Genomic DNA, 17,270 nt, shown 5'->3' with positions numbered 1-17,270 from the left:
TGGAAAAGCTATAGTTGTTGAATTTATTAATAAAGAAATTAAAATTTATGAAAATGATTTTGGAGTTTTAACAAATTCACCAGAATTCCCAGTGCAATTAATAAACTTAGGTAATTACACAAATTTAGATAAATATTGTAGACCAACAGTTAAATTTGGTGATAGAACAATAGCACATTTAGGTCAAGGATCAGGAGCTTTAGGTTTACCTGGTGATATGACTCCAATGTCTAGATTTGTAAGAGCATCATTTTTAACTGAAAATGCACATTATGATGATAACACAGTAGTGGATGTAGCATTTCATATCTTAAATTCATTTGATATAGTTGCAGGGTCAACATGCCAACATATGCCAAGTGAAATGATTAAAAAAATGGGTAAATTCTTATTACCAGTAAGTGAAGACGGAGTAACAGAAATTACACAGTTTACATTAGTAAAAGATTTAACTAATGGAATAATGTATGTAAAAGATATAAATGATCAAAATATAAGAAGAATTGAATTAAATAAATTGAACTTTAAAGAAGATGGTAAAAAATTAAGAATGCCACTTACTAAGGAAAGAAATTATGAAGATGTAACAGCTGATTTTAGATAATATATTAGAGACTTAAAAAGCTCCCAAATCAAACGATTTGGGAGCTTTTTTATCTTATTTATTAAGAGGATAGTCTGTATTCTTTAAAGCCTTTAATAGCAAATATAGTAAGAGCTATAATGTTTATTCCACAAACTAGGAATAACAAGAAATTAACTAATGCAAAAACTATTGAGAATCCTACAACAGCAAGAATTCCAGCTATGGAAATTAAAACGATATAAAGTGCTATTTTATAGTTTTCTTTTATATTTAAAAGCTTTTGCAAATAGAAATATGGACCTAATAATGAAGCAATACCAGAAAGTATTGAAAAGGCAGCTATTGAAACAAGTCCAAATATACCAGTTACAGAAATTCCAGTATTATAGAATCCAATAAGTCTCTCAAAACTTCCAGAAGGTAATGTAATTATTGAATGAGATACTCCGTATGATGTTATGTATGAAGTAGCAAAAATTGCAATAAAAACTGCGATTAATCCGGAAATAGAGGAAATGAGAGCAGCTGGAATTGGAGCATTATCAGCCTCTTCAGCAGCGATTGCTAAAGCACCAAGTCCTAAAGAAGCAGTTTGAATAGTTCTTTGCATTCCTAAAACTATTCCGACTGGAATACCGATGTACATAGCAACAGGGTTCTCTATTGCTTTTCCCATATCACCAAAGAATACTGGTAAGTAGCTTCTAGTTTTAAATAGAAAACAAATAAAGAATACTAAATAAAGAACCACGGCAACTGATATTATTAATGTTAGTGCGCTTAAAAATACATTATTCTTTTTTGATAAAACTATTAAAGATAAAATTAGTATTATGGGAAATGCAATAAACCAAAACATCTGGCTTGAAGATAATGCAATATGAAAGCTTTTATTAGCACTTATTGCAAAAGCAGCATTTATACCACTAAATTGGAATCCTCCAAATCCAAATACAAATAAAACTACAAAGCATACTGAGTAAACAAGACCTGCTTTAGGTGTTATAAACTTACTAATATAATCCTTTGGTGAAAGTTTAGTAGCCTTAGAAATTAAGGTTTCACAATATGTTAGTGGAATTAAGAATAATGCACCAACAAGTGCCCAAAAGCAAAGAGCTTCTATAAAATGTTGACCTTCAGCAGCAGTTTGGCTAAGTGAACCTAAAACACCTATAATAGCTCCGGTACCAAGCATATTACCAAGAGAAATGGCAGCTGGACCAACTACTTTTTTTAAGGATAAAGTACCACCTGATGTAATTTGTTTTTGGACTTTAAAAATGATTTTTATTGATACGTAAAGCGCTATAATTATTAAGATTGGAATGAATACAGCCCAAATCATATTTGAGAATGAATTAAGACTTTGTTCAATAGTAGACATATAAATCAACTCCTATTACGAATATTTTATAACAAATTAAATTATTACAAGATTATATTAAGCAAAACCTGTGCCAAAAATTCATAGAGAAATTTAAAAGAATAAAAATTACTATTCAGAAAAGTGCCTAAAATAGACATAAATATGAGGCGTAGTTACAAAACAAGTCAAAATAAACTTATAAAACAAATAATGGTTAATACTGTAAGTCATTTATAACTTACGGTATTAAATGAAAAATAATAATTAATGCATAAAAGACTTAAAATGAGGCATGCTTTTAGTACTAAAGATTAAAATAAAAGCAAAAACTACGACTTAATACAGGCGATATATTAAGTCGTAGTTTTTATTTGAATAAATATTTTCTAACTTTTCTAGAGGCTTGGCTCTGTGAAATACCTAAGGCTTCAGCTATTTTATAGGAAGATTTATATTCGTTATAAGCAGCTATGATTAAATCTCTTTCAGCTGAGATGAGATGAGATTTAAGTGAGGGAAACTTTAATATATGAGGTGCCTCTAAAGATGGTTTTGTGTAATTAAGATGCTCGTACACTTGTTCCATAGTTAATGTATCAATATCGGATGTGATGATAAGTTTCTCAAGTACATGTTCAAGTTGACGTATGTTCCCAGGCCAATCATAAGTGGAAATTTCATGGAGAAGTTCATCACTAAAAATTTTATTTGTATTGTATTTTGTATTTAATTTTTTTAGTAAAACTTTACTTAAAGTAGATATATCATTTTTCCGCTCACGAAGAGGTAAAAGTGTATATTCAATTACGTTAAGTCTATAATATAAATCTTCTCTAAAAGAGCCAATACTAACCATTTGAGCTAAGTTTTTATTAGTTGCTGCAATTATTCTGATGTTAGCAGATTTTTTTGATGTTCCACCAACAGGAGTGTAGGTATTTTCTTGTATAAGTTCAAGGAGTTTGCTTTGAGATGGCAGTGGTAAATCTCCTATTTCATCTAAAAATAATGTTCCTTTATTGGCAGAATCAACAAGTCCCTTTTTTCCATCTTTTGAAGCACCTGTAAAGGCACCTTTAACATAACCAAATAGTTCAGATTCTATTAAAGATTCTGGTATAGTTGTGCAATTGACAGTTATAAAGGGTTGATCTTTTCTTAAGCTAGAGGCATGTATAAATTTAGCACAAGTTGACTTTCCGGTGCCTGATTCACCTAGTAGTAGAATAGTGACATCATACTTTGCTATTTTAATTAGAGCTTTAAAATTATTCAAATTAGTAAACACAGAAAGTTCGGGGTTATAACTATCTAAAGTAGAATCGGGACTACTAAGAAAATTATCCTCAGAAGTAGAATTATTGAGATTATGCGGAGCATTTAAAAGTTCCCTTCCACTTTCAATAATAATTTTTATGTTGCCATCAGTATCTAAAAGTGGTTTTGCAGTTAAAAGTAGTTTTTTTCCATGTATTGTTTCTTGAAAAAGGGATATTTCCTTTTTATTTTTTATAACAAGTGGTATTATAGCTTTTCCCTTTTTTATAGAAGGGGAGATTGTTTTAACATGTTTTCCAAGTAAATTATCAACGTCATAGCAATAATTTTTTGAAAAAGCATCATTACAATATAAAACAAATCCTTTATCATCAGTAACAAACACTTCATAAGGGAGACTATCTAAAATTTCTTTATAGATATTAGAATCTAAATTTGGTAACATAATTAATCCTCCTAAAAATAATTGGTAAAAAATAATTATATATCCAAAATATTATTTACAAAAAAACAAAAAATTAACAAAATATAAATTATAAGGTGCCCTAAATAAAATTTTATTTAGGGCACCTTATAATTATTTTTGATTTTCTGGTAATTTAGCTACAACAATATCTCTAACGGTTACATGAAGATTTGTTATTTCTTCTTTTGAAAGATTTATTACATCTATTGGATCATGAAGATAAACTTCTACATCAGATGCGACAATTTTTCCGCCATTAGCATCTAAGAGTTTGTAAGAACCATTTATTGTAACGGGTACTATTTTTACCTTAGATTTTAAGGCTAATTTAAAGCTTCCTGCTTTAAATTCTTTAACAGCACTTCCTTTACTTCTAGTTCCTTCAGGAAAGACTACCATAGACTGACTTGCTTTTAAAAATTGTATTCCTTGAACGATTGCTTCTGCTGATTTTCTTACATTAGATCTATCCATAAAGACACAATGCATTTTTTTCATCCAAAAACTAAGGAATGGGATATTTTCAAGTTCCTTTTTAGCAATAAATCCTTTAGGGCCTTTGATTGCACTCATTAAAAGTGGAATATCAAAGTTACTTTGGTGATTTGCTACATAAAGGTATGTTTCATCTTCATTAAGTTTTTCCTGTCCATAAACTTTAACAGTTGCACCACTAAGCTTCATCATAAGACCAGCCCAAGCAGAAGATATTTTATAGACACTTTTATTAAATTCTTTATCACTTGCAGGTTTATCACTAAATCTATACTTAAATGAAGCAAAGAATGATAAAAATAATGTGAAAACTACACAAGGATAAAAGATTATAGTTCTAAGCATAAGTTTTCCTCCTAAAATTAATTAAAACTTATTAAGTCTATTAAAAAGTATAGTATAAATCCAGGAAAATTTAAAGTGAGTTGTTTTAATTATTTTAATTTAGGGAAAACATATAAAGAGAGGTGAGAAAAATGAAAAAATATAAAAAAATTTTAGGAATAATAATAATTAGCATATTTTTATGTATGACAAATATGGTTATAAGTTATGCACAAGAAGGTGTAGAGAATTATGCTGAATATGTGGATAAGGATATGGTTTCTGTGAATAACTATAGAGAATATATAAAATTATCACCAAAGGAAAAAGGAGGCGTTACAGGTTATATAATTTATTTAGATGAAGAAGATGATATAAATAAAAGTGTAGGATATCTTCAAAAATTAGCTCAAAATGGATACAACATATACATTATAAAAAACAATACATATAACGATACAAAAAAAGTGAAAATAAGTAAAAATATAATGAAAAGAGAAAGAGAAAATATAAATTGGATAATAAACAATAGACCTAGTGACAATGAAGAAGTAAGAGAATTACTAGATTGGACAAAAGAAAAGAAATACAGGATAGGAGAAATATCGGGATATATAAACTCTTTAAAGGATTTAGCTAAAAATAAAGATATAGAAGAAATAAATAACGAATTACACAAAATTAGGAATAAAATTTAAGGATTAGTTAAGGTTTAGTGTATAAAATATAATTAGGGAAAACTAAATATTTTGTAAGGAGTTTGAGCATGGAATGTAGATCTATGAAAAATGAAACAAAGGACATTTTTGGATTAACAGATGAACAAGTTGAAGAAAGAATAAAAAAAGGAGAAGTTAATCTTCTTCAAAAAGCACCTTCTAAAACAATGCCTCAAATAATTAGGTCAAATTTCTTTACGATGTTCAATGCATTAAACTTAGTTTTAGCAGCAGCAGTAATTTTTGCTGGATCTCCTAAAAATGCAATATTTGCAGGAGTTATTATAGTAAATAGTTTAATTGGAGTGATTCAAGAGGTTAAAGCTAAAAATATTATTGAAAAGCTATCAGTAATAAGTGAAGCGCATTGTAACGTTATTAGAAATGGGAAGAAAGAGTCCATTGGAATTGAAGAAATAGTTAAAGATGATGTAGTTTTTTTAACTACAGGAGATCAAATTCTAGCAGATGGAGAACTACTTCAAAGTAGCGAAATTGAAATAGATGAATCAATGTTAACTGGAGAAGCTGATCCAATAGGGAAAAAAGTTAATGATAGAATGTTATCAGGAAGTTTTGTAGTAGCAGGAGAAGGGTATATGGAGGTTACTAAAGTTGGAGCCAATACATACTCATCAAAGCTTGCAGATGAAGCTAGAAAATTTAAGATAACAAATTCAGAACTTCAAAATGCAACTAATAAAATACTTAAAATATTACTAATAATGATAGTTCCAATAGGAATACTTTTAGCAGTAAGCCAATTAGTATTTATAAAAACAAGCGTTAATGAAGCTATACTTGGAACAGTTTCAGGTATTATAGGAATGGTGCCAGAAGGTTTAGTACTTTTAACAAGTGCAACATTTATAGTAGCAATAATAAAGCTGTCTAAATATGATACTTTAGTTCAAGAGTTATCAGCAACAGAAGTTCTTGCAAGGGTAGATGTTTTATGTGTTGATAAAACAGGAACAATAACAGAAGGTAGATTAAATTTAGTTGGAGTAGAAGATTTATCAAAAAAATATTCTGAAAAAGAAGTTGATGATATATTAAGCACAATAGCACATGAGCTTCCAAGTAAAAATCCAACACAAATAGCTATTTTAGATAAATATCCTGAAAAACCAGGTTTTGAAATAATAGAAAAAATGCCATTTTCATCAAAGAGAAAATGGGGAGGATTAATAATAGAAGATAAAGGAACATTTATCTTAGGTGCACCAGAAATTGTAATGGGAAATAGATATTCTGAAATTAAAGAAATGGTAGAAAAAGAAGCTATAAAAGGTAGAAGAGTTTTAGCTCTTGGAGAAACTTCTTTAAAAACAGTAAAAACAGAAACATTATCAGACATGGAGCCAATAGCATTAATCTTGATTGAAGATATAATAAGAGCAGATGCACCAGAAACACTAAAATATTTTAATGAAGAGGGTGTTGATGTAAAAGTTATATCAGGAGATAACCCTGTAACTGTATCAGCAGTAGCAAAGAGAGCAGGCGTTTTTGGAGCAGAAAATTATGTAGATGCAAGAGAACTTGGAGAAGATGAAGAAGCTTTAAAAGAAGCAGTTGAAAAATATACTGTGTTTGGAAGAGTTACACCACATCAGAAAAAGGCTTTTGTAAAAGCACTTCAAGCAAAAGACCATACTGTTGCAATGACTGGTGATGGAGTAAACGATGTATTAGCACTTAAAGAAGCAGATTGTGGAATTGCAATGGCAAATGGTTCAGATGCAACAAAAGCTGTAGCACAATTAGTATTAATGAAATCAAACTTTAGTGCATTACCAAAGGTAGTTGCAGAGGGAAGACAACAAATAAACAATTTAGAAAGAGTAGCACAGTTGTTTTTATCAAAAACAACTTACTCAATAATACTAGCAGTAGTGTTTTCTGTGTTAATGATGCCATTCCCAATAGACCCAATACAACTATCATTAATAGGAAGCTGTGCAATTGGAATACCAGCATTATTCTTAGCAGTATTACCAAATCAAAACAGAGTAAAAAAAGGGTTCTTAGGAAGAATACTAACAGCGAGTATACCAAATGGAATTTTGATTTCAATATTTGTAACAGGAACCTTTATGATATCGTATCATGCAGGAGTTGGACTTCATAAATCACAAACACTAGCAGTATTAATGCTGGCAGGTGTAAGTATAGTAATTTTATTTAAAGTATCATTACCATTAACACCTTTCAAAATAGGATTAGGACTTATTATGAGTGGGATAATAGCATTAGCATTTATAACACCAATAGGAAGAATGATATTCTCATTAGCACCAATAAATAAAATGGAGTGGTTAATATCAGGAGCAACTGTAGTTGCATCAATTCCAGTACTTGCAATTGTAGTAAGTTTAATCAGAACTAAAAGACACATAGAAAAATAATAAATAATTGACAGAAGAGGAAACTTATAATAGTATTTTATTATAGGCCCTCATAGTTTAATGGATAGAATAGTCCCCTCCTAAGGGATAGATACAAGTTCGATTCTTGTTGGGGGTGCCAAATATGTAGAAAACGTCTTAGCTTTGGATTTAAAAGTTAAGGCGTTTTTTTTAAGTTAAGAGTTAATAAGGAAAAGTTAAGAGTTGGAAAGGAGTACATTAAAATTTGTATTATGTTTAGTAATAAATTGTTTTTAATATACTTTAAATGCTATATAATTAAGGAAAAGGTTAATTTAAAAGGAGAGTTATACGGATGAAGATTAGTGATTATAAAACGAAAGAGTTAGCGAAGTTATTTAATGATGGACTTAAGGCTGGTAAGAGTGGTGTTGTTATATGTAAGGAAGTTAATCTTGCAAGATCTAGTGTTTTGACAAGGCTTAAAAGAGAAGGTTATGTATACAATAAGGAACTTAATCAGTATGTTATTGAGGGTGAAATAGCTAAAGTGGTTATTGAGGAAGGGGCTAAAAAGAAATCAGTTAAGAAGAAAGCTGATAAAGTGAAGGAAGTTAAAAAAGCTAAGGCGAAGAAAAGTGTAGAACTAAATGTAGATAGCCAAAGTGAAGATGTAGAAAAGGCTAAAACTCCTAAGAAGGTTAATGAGGCTAAAGAATTAAAAGAAGAAAAGAAAATAATAGAAGAAATTGAAGTAGCTAAAAATATAGAAGAAGCTATAGCAAGTGTTGAAGAAGGTAATATAGATGAAGAAGCTGTAATAGAACCAGCAGAATTTGAAGTAGAGAAAGCACTTAGTAAGCTTAGAGAGAGTTTGTGGAATAAAACTAAGGAAAAGGAAAGTGTAGAGAAGGAAATAACTAAGAAAGATGTAGTTAATGAAGAAATAAAGACTGAAGTTACAAATGAAAATAGAGCAAATCTTGAAGATACAAGTGAAGTAAGTGACATTAGAGACTTATTAATGAAGCTTGAGGAAAGAATTTCTGTTTTAGAAAATGGAGAGTCTAAAAGTGAAAATGTAATTACAATAAAAAATACAAAAGAAACTACAACTCGTTCAATAAGACTTTATAAAGAAGTGAATGATAAATTCAATAAATATCTTAAAAAACACAAAGAGAAAAAGGTTATAGACATATTGAGTTTAGCTATTCTAGAATATATAAATAAAAAGTAGCATAAAAAGAAATACAAAAATATAATGGTAAATGGCTCGTTTAAAAATAATCGACTCATTTACCATTAATAATATATATTAGTTTTGATTTAAGTTAAAGTGAGAATAAATTTTATCAAGTCCTTTATTTATATGTTTTTCAACATTAATTAAAATAATAAAACATATGATACTTATAATTGAGGCAATGATAATTGTGAAAAAGGAAGCTTTCCAACCTAATGAATCGACTAGGGCTCCAATTGCATAAGAAGCAATTACCTCACCAAAAATATATCCAAATAATCCGACGAACCCATCAGTACCACCAACAGCAAACTTTGGAACTAAATCCATAGTTAAGACGGTAATTAGCATTTGTGGGCCATAAACTAAAATTCCCATTATACCAACCTCAAAATAGATAAGAGTGCTAGATTTAGTTACCCAATAAGCAATAAATGTTAAACTTAATAAAAAGATTAAAGCTGCAGCTAGGCCGGAACGTTTTCCTTTGAATATTTTATCACTTATAATACCAATTAATATTGTACCGGGAATAGCAGCAAATTCATAAATAGAAAAACAGTCTCTTGATTGGGCTAGAGTAAATCCTTTTACAGCATGTAGATAAATAGGAATCCAATTTTCAATTCCATATCGTATGATATAAACAGCAGCATTTGAAAGTGCCAATATCCAAATTGCAGGTCTTTTTAATATACATTGTTTAATAATATCGAATAGAGGTAGCTTGTTATGAGCTTCAACTACTGTAACATTACCATTTTCATTAGAATAATCATTTTTCTTAAACTCTTCTATAGGTGGTAAACCAACACTTTCAGGAGTATCTGCACCAAATAAAATAACAATAATAGCTAAAATAATAGATAGAACAGATGGAAAAAAGAAAATTGATTTCCAATATCTTAAACCAAATATAGATAAAGCTAGAGTAACAAGTAATGGAATTAATCCACCACCAACATTATGCGAAGTATTCCAAGTAGAAACATAAGTTCCACGCTCTTTATTTGAAAACCAAACGGCTAATGTTTTATGAGCAGCTGGAGCTCCCATTCCTTGAAAAATTCCCATAAGAACGATGAGTAATATCATAATATATTTATTACTAGTGGCACCAAAGAGAAAATTTAAAACAGAAGAACCGATTAAACCTGTTGCGATATAATATCGCGGATTACATTTATCGGCTAAAGACCCCATAATAAATTTAGAAATTCCATAGGAAATTGCTAAGCAAGAAAGAATTAAACCAATAGTTGCTTTATCAAAGTGATAGTATTGCATAAGGTAGGGAGAGCTAATTGTGAAGTTGTCCCTAACAATGTAGTACGCAGCGTAGGCAATATAAATACTTATAAAAACTGAAAATCTACGCTTGGTATAGGTACTTTTGATTTTTGATTCAGGTACCATCACTTTTGAAATTGGTGCTGGTTTGAGAAATGTTAAAACTTTCATATAAAAACCCCCTTGTTTTATAAAGTATTGTAAACATTATCATAGAAGAGGTCAAATTGATTCAATAGTATAAATGGGAGTAGATTATTGATAATACTAACAAATTAAAAAAGTATTCAAAAGAAAACTTAATTATCTGTTAGTACTATATAAGATAGACTTAAAATATTTTAAATCAAGTTATCAAAATAATCTTCTAAGAGGGTAAGAGAGATTACTTTTATTACAGAGGTTTCTAATGTTATAAGGTTTTCAGAAACTAAATTATGTAAGGCTCTATTTACACTTCTGATATTTGAGCCGACTCCTTCTACTAATAATTTTTTTGTTAAAGGGATTGAAAGATTTTTCTTTTCAATCGTTATTAAAAAATAAATTATCCTATCTTTTAAAGGAAGTGTAACATGTCGCATTTCTCTTGCCCAACTTTCATACATTCTATTAGAAAATTTAAAGTTAAGGAGTAAAGAAAGCTCTATATCTGTAGCGAGAAGTTTTAGAAATGCTTCTTTAGGAATTTCTAAAGCCTTACATTCTGTTAGAGGAATAACTGTAACTCCGACAGGTTTGTTTTGCAGTGCCTCAATTTCGCCAAAGATAGTTTCGGCTTCTTCTATGTCAATAAGATAGGTATCGCTAGTAAAGTCTGAGTGACAAAGCTTTACTGTACCTTCTATAAGAACATAAACATTATCAATTCGATTACCTTGAGTTAATAAAGGGATATTCTTTTTAAAAGTTTTAGTTTTAAAATGTTCTTTATATTTTTTTAAGATTGATGTTATTTCATTATTCATAAATATGTACCTTCTTTTTTGAAAACTTAGGTGTAATGAGTTTCTTCTATTAAAGTTTTACTTGCTGATGTATATAATAAACCTACCAAAAATAAGGTTTTAGTTCAAATGTTTTATGTAAAATTATAAGGTTTGTAAAAGAAGTTAAAAAAACTGTTATTTTGTACAAAAAAACTTAAATTCTTTTGGGACAAATGTCCTTGAAAAGGGTTACCGAAAAAAAGATAATAGAAGCATAGAAGAAAGAAATAAAAGTTTATATACAAAAGAAGAAAGAGGAGTGTGTGATTAATGGAGATGACTGGAGTAGTTGTAGAAAAGAAAGGTTTTTGGACCTCTCTTACGAATTTCCAAAGAGCATTTTTAGTTATTTTTGGGGCGGCAAGTATATTTTCATTTATAAGTCCTATTTTATTAGGATCGAAAGTAAGTGATTTATTTACACCAATAGCAATTATAGGTTTAGTATGTTCATTAACAGGAGTTTTAGCGTCTATATATCAAGCGAGAGGAGAAGTTATAGTATACTTTTTCCTAATAATAAACACAATAACATATGCATGGATATCATATGAAAGTGCATTATATGGACAGATAATTCAAAATATAATATTACTATTACCAATACAGATTGCAGGACTAATATCTTGGAAAAAGAGTATGGCAAAGTCAAAGGATAATACAATTGAAATTAAGAAATTTAAAACAGTTCATTGGGTAATAACAATAGTAGCAATGGTAGTGTGCTGGGGATTATATTATTTATTCTTAACTCACTTACCAGAAATAATACAAGGAATATTTGGTGGAAAGCTTATTGCACCAGACCCAAGTCCTAAATTAGATTCTTTAACAACAGTATTAACAGTAATGGCAATGTTCTTAACATCAAGAAGATATATAGAACAGTGGTGGTTCTGGATATTCTGTAATATAGGAGCAGTATTATTCATTGAAGGATTAGTAACAACAACACACTTTACAGCATCAGGACTTGTAAATGACTTATCAGGAGCAATTAACTGGATACAATATGGAGTAGGAGCTATATATGGATTCTACTTATGGAAAAAGATGTACAACAAAAAGCATAGAAAAGCAGTAGCTTAATAATATATGAGAAATAAGGAAGAAACCTTCCTTATTTCTTTTTTTTTATATAAATGTATAAAAAAATAAAAGTGAGGGAAAATATAGCAAAAGAGGAGTGAGAGAGATGAAAAAGCTTAATTTTAGAATGATAATAGTACTTGTATCTGTATTATCTTTAATAATTATATTGAAGGATAAAGGGATAGAAAGTGTTTTTGCGACAGAAGTTGAAGATGGAATTGAACAGGAAAGTGGGTTAATTAATGAAAAAATAGCAAAGGAAATGATGTATGATAAAGTTCCAAACAGTAAAATAGTAGAATTTACATATGATAAGGATAGATTTATTCCTGTATTTCAAGGGAAGCTTATAAAAAATGAAAAAGAATATGAAATTTCTTTAGATGCAAAAACAGGAGTGATTTTAGATTACAAGGAAGAAAAAATAAATGAAAGTATGAAAGCTTATGAAGGTAAGGTGATTACTGTTCAAGAAGCTCATAAAATAATTTTAGATAGGGCGACAGGTGGAGAGATAAAAGGATTTAAATTTGAAGGGGATGCTGAAATTCCTACATATGAAGGTATGGTGCATAAAGATGGAAATGAAATTGTAATATTATTAGATGCAAGGGATGGAAAGATTATAGGGATTGATAGGGATGATGTTAAACGTGTTGTTTAACATCATTTTTCGAATTAAGTGGCAAAGAATAAAAAATATGCTCTTAGAATAGATATATTTTATAGAAAGATTTTAGGAGAGATGAAATGTTTAAGAAAATGATGATAGCCAATTTGATGAAAATAAAAATTTTAAAAAAAGAGAAGGGGAAGATAATCTTTAAAATAAGTGGACTTAAAAAAATTAGTGAAGAAAATATGCAATATGAGAAATTTTTACATATTGCATTAAAAAAGCTAGATGGAATTGAAAAAATAGTAGCTAATTTTGAAGAAGCAACACTAGAAATAAATTATGATGATAAAAAGGTTAATGAAGCTTTGGTTTTAGCTTGGGTTGAAGAGGTAAAACGAATTGGAATAGATAATTATGATTTTATTGAAAAAAATGGAATGACAAATTTAGACTATGTAATAGAAAAAGTAGAAGGAGATTTAGATAAATCTATAAAGCTACTAAAAAAATCCTAAAAAAACCATAAAAAGAATAATAAGTTAATACAAAATATTTGTTATTTAATTAACAATATAAAATGTGAACGAGATAAAGTAAGTAATATCAACAGATAATAAGAAAATATATTCGTATAAAATATAGATATTGTTAAAATTCTAACAATAGGTATAAAGATTGTTATAATTTTAACTTTTAAATAGAGAAGAGATGTATCATTCTATAAAATATTCATAGTATATGATATAATGGAAAAAATATATAAATAAATTAGGAGAGTGATAATGGTTGGACTCTAGTTATACGGGGCAGATTATTTTATTAGTAGTATTACTTATTTTATCAGGATTTTTCTCAATGTCAGAAACGGCATTAATGTCTTTAAGCAAAATTAGAATAAGACATATGGTTGAGGAAGGTGTGAAGGGTGCAAAGCTTGTAGAAAGGCTTACTGAGGACCCAAATAAGTTATTAGGAGCAATACTTATAGGAAACAATATAGTTAATATTGGAGCATCGTCTATAGCAACTTCTTTAGCTGTTAAAGTTTTTAATGGAAGTGATGCGGCAATTGCAATATCAACTGGTGTAATGACAGTATTGGTTCTTATTTTTGGTGAAATAACCCCAAAAACTATAGCAAAACAAAAATCTGAAAAGGTATCTTTAAAGGTTTCAAAGCCTATAAGATTCTGTGTAGGAGTATTTAGACCTTTTGTGGCTATTTTTACAGCGGTGTCTTCAGTTTTTATAAGACTGTTTGGAGGAGATCCAAAGGCATCAGAGCCATTTATTACAGAAGAAGAACTTAAAACAATGGTTGGAGTAAGTGAAGAAGAAGGTGTCTTAGAAGATGTTGAAAAAGAAATGATTTTTAACGTTTTTGACTTTGCTGATTTACAAGTTAAAGATGTAATGATGCAAAGAGTTGATATTACAGCTTTAGATATAAATGATGATTATAATGAAGTTATAAGAGTTATAAAAGAAGATCAATTTTCAAGAATACCAGTTTATGAAGATACAATTGACAATATAATAGGTGTTTTAAATGTTAAGGACCTTATATTGGCAGAAGAGAGAAATGAAAATTTTAGTTTAAAAACTTATGTTAGAGATGCGTTCTTTACATTTGAATTTAAAAAAATAATTGAGTTATTTAATGAAATGAAAAAAACAAGAAATCATATGGCAATAGTTTTAGATGAATATGGTGGAACAGTAGGAATAGTTACTATTGAAGACCTTATTGAAGAAATTGTTGGTGAAATTGAAGATGAATATGATAAAGAAAATGATATGATTGAAGTTGTTAAAGAAGATGAATATATTGTAGATGGTAGCTCAAGATTAGATGATGTAAGTGAGCTTATAGGAGTTAATATGGAGTCAGAGGAGTTTGATTCTGTTGGAGGTCTCATAATTGGTGCACTTGGAAGAATTCCTGAAGAAAAAGAGGAAGTTGTAATAGATAGAATTAAATTCATAGTTGAAGAGCTAGATAAAAATAGAGTGAAAAAAGTAAGAATATATACGTAAAAAGGGGACAGCTTATTAGCTGTCCTAATTTTTTAGAGGTGATGTATGTGGATTATTTAGAATTAGCAAGAAAGGAAGCGAAAAAGGCATTAGAAAGCGAAGAGATTCCAGTTGGTGCAATTATTGTATTAGAGGGAAAAATAATTGGAAAAGGCTATAACTTAAAAGAAAAGCTTAAAAATCCTTTGGCACATGCAGAAATTATTGCTATAAATGAAGCAGTGAAAAATAAAGGGGACTGGAGATTAAAGGGTGCAGAAATGTATGTTACATTAGAACCCTGTGCTATGTGCATAAGCGCAATAATACAAAGTAGAATTTCAAAGTTACATATAGGGTGGTTTAATCGTGATATGGGAGCTTGTGGAACTGTTCTAGATTTGAGCCAAAATAGACATTTAAATTCCTATGTAGAAGTTATATGGCATTATGATAAAAAATGTGGTGATTTAGTTAAAGATTTTTTTGAAGGTAGAAGAAATGTGAATAAAAGGTTATAATTATTAAAAAAGAATAAACAGGAGGGATGTTATGAATAATCCAGTAGCTTTTGAAATTGGTGGATTTGAAGTTATGTGGTATGGCGTATTAATTGGTTGTGGAATAATATTAGCCTTTGTTTTAGCATATTTTAATGCAAAGAAAAAGGGTTTAAATTTTGATACATTAATAGATTTGTTTTTAGTAGCTTTTCCATGTGCCATAATTGGAGCAAGAGCATATTACGTTATATTTGAGTGGAGTTATTATAAAGGTGATATATTAAAAATGCTTGATATAAGGCAAGGAGGACTTGCTATACATGGAGGACTTATAGGAGCTTTTCTAGCAGCGTTTATATTCACAAGAGTTAAAAAGATAAACTTTTTAGCATATGCTGATTTAGTGGCACCATCTATAATACTAGCTCAAGCAGTAGGTAGATGGGGTAACTTTATGAATAGTGAAGCTCATGGAGGACCTGTATCTAAAGAATTTATATCACATTTTCCAAAGTTTATTAGAGATGGAATGTATATAAATGGACAATACTATCATCCTACATTTTTATATGAATCAATATGGAACATATTAGTTTGTGTTTTATTAGTGATTATTCTTTATAAAGTGAAGAAGGGATATGAAGGAATAACTATATGTAGTTATATGATATTATATTCAGTTGGAAGATTCTTTATTGAAGGATTAAGAACAGATAGCTTAATGTTTTTTGGGTTAAGAATTGCGCAACTAATATCTTTAGCAGGGATTATAGCAGGGATTTTAGGGATAATTTATATAGTGAAAATAAAAAAGAAAGCATAGATTGAAGCTACCGTAATGTGTTTATATTATGGTAGCTTTTTTGAAAAAGAAAATGTTAAGAAATACAACAGAATATGGATAAAAAAATAAGAGTGTTACTAATACATTAAGGGAGAAATGTATGTAAATGTTAAAGTAAATGTTTTCGTAACAAAATGTTTAAAAAGTTTATGTAAAGATAATTGTTATTTTAATAAAATCTTTAGTATTATGAGAAAAGATAATATTAAAAACAAAGGATTAAGGGGAGAAAAAAATGAACTTTTTTAAATCGTTTTCTAAATTTCACAAGATTTATTTTCTAGTATTCTTAGTATTAAACGTTATTCTTTTCTTTGCACCAGCATTTATGGCAGGTTCAACAAAGGATATATTCACAGTAGCAGCAGTGCTTGGATTTATTTCAACTATTGCAGGTCTTTTTGCAGCGATTTATACAGCTAGAGCAAGTGTGGTTTGTTACATCTGGGGATTCTTCAATGCAGCAGCATATGCATGTGTAGCTTATTTCAGTCATATATATGGACAAGTAATTTTATATGTACTTTTCCAAATACCAATGCAGTTTATAGGTTTCTATTTATGGAATAAAAACTTAAAGCAAGGTAATTCAGGTGAACTTGAAGTAAGAAAAATGAATGGGAAAAGTTGGACTGTTTTAGGAATATTCTTTATAGTTGTTTGGGTGTTATATGCATTATTATTAAAAGAGTTACCAAGCATATTCACAACATTATTCCATGTAACAATAGATCCAGACAAGCAATTCATTATAGATGGATTAACATCAACATTAATGATTTGTGCAGTTATAATGTCAATTAAGAGATACGTTGAGCAATGGTACTTCTGGATATTAACTGACGCAGTAGGAATAATCTTATTCATACTTTCATTAGTAAGTGCAGGAAGTTTCTCATTTAACTCATTATCAGGAGCTATAATGTGGATTCAGTTTACATTAAACGGAGTGTACGGATTTATAAACTGGAGAAGATTAAATAAGAATAAATAATACATAAGCCTTAAGGAAGAAATTTCTTAAGGCTTTTTTATACTATTATAAGAAGAGATACTGTAGAA

Annotated in this window: 16 protein-coding genes and 1 tRNA gene; 12 read left to right on the top strand and 5 right to left on the bottom strand. The window is 29.1% G+C overall.

Going from position 1 to position 17,270, the window contains the following annotated elements; all coding sequences use genetic code 11:
* The coding region (locus ACRC28_RS13615; RefSeq protein ID WP_438543988.1) for a linear amide C-N hydrolase at nt 1-604 on the top strand (604 nt) is incomplete at its 5' end.
* 61 nt (nt 605-665) lie between these two features.
* Here the strand turns inward: ACRC28_RS13615 and ACRC28_RS13610 are convergent.
* From ACRC28_RS13610 to ACRC28_RS13600, 3 genes are all read right to left on the bottom strand, one after another.
* Entirely contained in the window at nt 666-1,973 is a 1,308-nt protein-coding gene (locus ACRC28_RS13610; protein WP_438543987.1) for a hypothetical protein, read from the bottom strand.
* A gap of 349 nt (nt 1,974-2,322) precedes the next feature.
* The gene (locus ACRC28_RS13605; RefSeq protein WP_438543986.1) at nt 2,323-3,678 is read right to left on the bottom strand and encodes a sigma-54 interaction domain-containing protein; all 1,356 of its coding nucleotides are present in this window, start codon (nt 3,676-3,678) and stop codon (nt 2,323-2,325) included.
* Between the two features lie 132 nt (nt 3,679-3,810).
* The gene (locus tag ACRC28_RS13600) at nt 3,811-4,539 is read right to left on the bottom strand and encodes a lysophospholipid acyltransferase family protein (RefSeq protein WP_438543985.1); all 729 of its coding nucleotides are present in this window, start codon (nt 4,537-4,539) and stop codon (nt 3,811-3,813) included.
* Nucleotides 4,540-4,670: 131 nt separating this feature from the next.
* On the opposite strand from ACRC28_RS13600, the gene ACRC28_RS13595 reads away from it, so the two are divergent.
* The 4 genes from ACRC28_RS13595 (at nt 4,671) to ACRC28_RS13580 (ending at nt 8,849) form a co-directional block, all read left to right on the top strand.
* Nucleotides 4,671-5,216: a hypothetical protein gene (locus tag ACRC28_RS13595; RefSeq protein WP_438543984.1), complete on the top strand. Its 546-nt coding sequence runs from the start codon at nt 4,671-4,673 to the stop codon at nt 5,214-5,216.
* 68 nt (nt 5,217-5,284) lie between these two features.
* On the top strand, nt 5,285-7,648 hold the full coding sequence (locus tag ACRC28_RS13590) for a cation-translocating P-type ATPase (protein WP_438543983.1): 2,364 nt from the start codon (nt 5,285-5,287) through the stop codon (nt 7,646-7,648).
* A gap of 46 nt (nt 7,649-7,694) precedes the next feature.
* Nucleotides 7,695-7,769, top strand: a tRNA-Arg gene (locus ACRC28_RS13585).
* 195 nt (nt 7,770-7,964) lie between these two features.
* Nucleotides 7,965-8,849 carry a hypothetical protein gene (locus ACRC28_RS13580; RefSeq protein ID WP_438543982.1) on the top strand — a complete coding sequence of 295 codons (885 nt, stop codon included), beginning with the start codon at nt 7,965-7,967 and terminating at the stop codon, nt 8,847-8,849.
* A gap of 78 nt (nt 8,850-8,927) precedes the next feature.
* On the opposite strand, the gene ACRC28_RS13575 is transcribed toward ACRC28_RS13580, so the two are convergent.
* Both ACRC28_RS13575 and ACRC28_RS13570 read right to left on the bottom strand, forming a co-directional pair.
* The gene (locus ACRC28_RS13575) at nt 8,928-10,316 is read right to left on the bottom strand and encodes an MFS transporter (RefSeq protein WP_438543981.1); all 1,389 of its coding nucleotides are present in this window, start codon (nt 10,314-10,316) and stop codon (nt 8,928-8,930) included.
* Nucleotides 10,317-10,486: 170 nt separating this feature from the next.
* Nucleotides 10,487-11,113 carry a Crp/Fnr family transcriptional regulator gene (locus tag ACRC28_RS13570; RefSeq protein ID WP_438543980.1) on the bottom strand — a complete coding sequence of 209 codons (627 nt, stop codon included), beginning with the start codon at nt 11,111-11,113 and terminating at the stop codon, nt 10,487-10,489.
* A gap of 291 nt (nt 11,114-11,404) precedes the next feature.
* On the opposite strand from ACRC28_RS13570, the gene pnuC (ACRC28_RS13565) reads away from it, so the two are divergent.
* From pnuC (ACRC28_RS13565) to pnuC (ACRC28_RS13535), 7 genes are all read left to right on the top strand, one after another.
* Nucleotides 11,405-12,223 (top strand): nicotinamide riboside transporter PnuC, encoded by an 819-nt coding sequence (gene pnuC / locus ACRC28_RS13565; protein WP_438543979.1) that lies wholly within the window; start codon nt 11,405-11,407, stop codon nt 12,221-12,223.
* Between the two features lie 106 nt (nt 12,224-12,329).
* The gene (locus ACRC28_RS13560; RefSeq protein ID WP_438543978.1) at nt 12,330-12,890 is read left to right on the top strand and encodes a PepSY domain-containing protein; all 561 of its coding nucleotides are present in this window, start codon (nt 12,330-12,332) and stop codon (nt 12,888-12,890) included.
* A gap of 86 nt (nt 12,891-12,976) precedes the next feature.
* Nucleotides 12,977-13,360, top strand: coding sequence for a heavy-metal-associated domain-containing protein (locus tag ACRC28_RS13555; protein WP_438543977.1), 384 nt, complete (start codon nt 12,977-12,979; stop codon nt 13,358-13,360).
* A gap of 271 nt (nt 13,361-13,631) precedes the next feature.
* Nucleotides 13,632-14,882: an HlyC/CorC family transporter gene (locus ACRC28_RS13550; protein ID WP_438543976.1), complete on the top strand. Its 1,251-nt coding sequence runs from the start codon at nt 13,632-13,634 to the stop codon at nt 14,880-14,882.
* A gap of 41 nt (nt 14,883-14,923) precedes the next feature.
* Nucleotides 14,924-15,382 (top strand): nucleoside deaminase, encoded by a 459-nt coding sequence (locus ACRC28_RS13545; protein WP_438543991.1) that lies wholly within the window; start codon nt 14,924-14,926, stop codon nt 15,380-15,382.
* A 31-nt stretch (nt 15,383-15,413) separates the two neighbouring features.
* Nucleotides 15,414-16,187, top strand: coding sequence for a prolipoprotein diacylglyceryl transferase (lgt, locus tag ACRC28_RS13540; RefSeq protein WP_438543975.1), 774 nt, complete (start codon nt 15,414-15,416; stop codon nt 16,185-16,187).
* Nucleotides 16,188-16,443: 256 nt separating this feature from the next.
* On the top strand, nt 16,444-17,202 hold the full coding sequence (gene pnuC, locus ACRC28_RS13535) for a nicotinamide riboside transporter PnuC (protein ID WP_438543974.1): 759 nt from the start codon (nt 16,444-16,446) through the stop codon (nt 17,200-17,202).
* Nucleotides 17,203-17,270 lie beyond the last annotated feature (68 nt).

Source organism: Clostridium sp. (genome assembly GCF_051650885.1).
Taxonomy (GTDB): domain Bacteria; phylum Bacillota; class Clostridia; order Clostridiales; family Clostridiaceae; genus Clostridium.
The sequence above is the reverse complement of the archived record's forward strand: the minus strand, read 5'-3'. Positions and strand labels throughout refer to the sequence as shown.

Excerpts from the sequence above, each read along its gene's own strand:
- ACRC28_RS13580 (WP_438543982.1), top strand. The coding sequence starts at position 7,965 with ATGAAGATTAGTGATTATAAAACGAAAGAGTTAGCGAAGTTATTTAAT.
- ACRC28_RS13545 (WP_438543991.1), top strand. The coding sequence starts at position 14,924 with ATGTATGTGGATTATTTAGAATTAGCAAGAAAGGAAGCGAAAAAGGCA.
- ACRC28_RS13575 (WP_438543981.1), bottom strand. The coding sequence starts at position 10,316 with ATGAAAGTTTTAACATTTCTCAAACCAGCACCAATTTCAAAAGTGATG.
- ACRC28_RS13570 (WP_438543980.1), bottom strand. The coding sequence starts at position 11,113 with ATGAATAATGAAATAACATCAATCTTAAAAAAATATAAAGAACATTTT.
- ACRC28_RS13600 (WP_438543985.1), bottom strand. The coding sequence starts at position 4,539 with ATGCTTAGAACTATAATCTTTTATCCTTGTGTAGTTTTCACATTATTT.
- ACRC28_RS13605 (WP_438543986.1), bottom strand. The coding sequence starts at position 3,678 with ATGTTACCAAATTTAGATTCTAATATCTATAAAGAAATTTTAGATAGT.
- pnuC (WP_438543979.1), top strand. The coding sequence starts at position 11,405 with ATGGAGATGACTGGAGTAGTTGTAGAAAAGAAAGGTTTTTGGACCTCT.
- ACRC28_RS13560 (WP_438543978.1), top strand. The coding sequence starts at position 12,330 with ATGAAAAAGCTTAATTTTAGAATGATAATAGTACTTGTATCTGTATTA.
- ACRC28_RS13610 (WP_438543987.1), bottom strand. The coding sequence starts at position 1,973 with ATGTCTACTATTGAACAAAGTCTTAATTCATTCTCAAATATGATTTGG.
- pnuC (WP_438543974.1), top strand. The coding sequence starts at position 16,444 with ATGAACTTTTTTAAATCGTTTTCTAAATTTCACAAGATTTATTTTCTA.
- lgt (WP_438543975.1), top strand. The coding sequence starts at position 15,414 with ATGAATAATCCAGTAGCTTTTGAAATTGGTGGATTTGAAGTTATGTGG.
- ACRC28_RS13590 (WP_438543983.1), top strand. The coding sequence starts at position 5,285 with ATGGAATGTAGATCTATGAAAAATGAAACAAAGGACATTTTTGGATTA.
- ACRC28_RS13595 (WP_438543984.1), top strand. The coding sequence starts at position 4,671 with ATGAAAAAATATAAAAAAATTTTAGGAATAATAATAATTAGCATATTT.
- ACRC28_RS13555 (WP_438543977.1), top strand. The coding sequence starts at position 12,977 with ATGTTTAAGAAAATGATGATAGCCAATTTGATGAAAATAAAAATTTTA.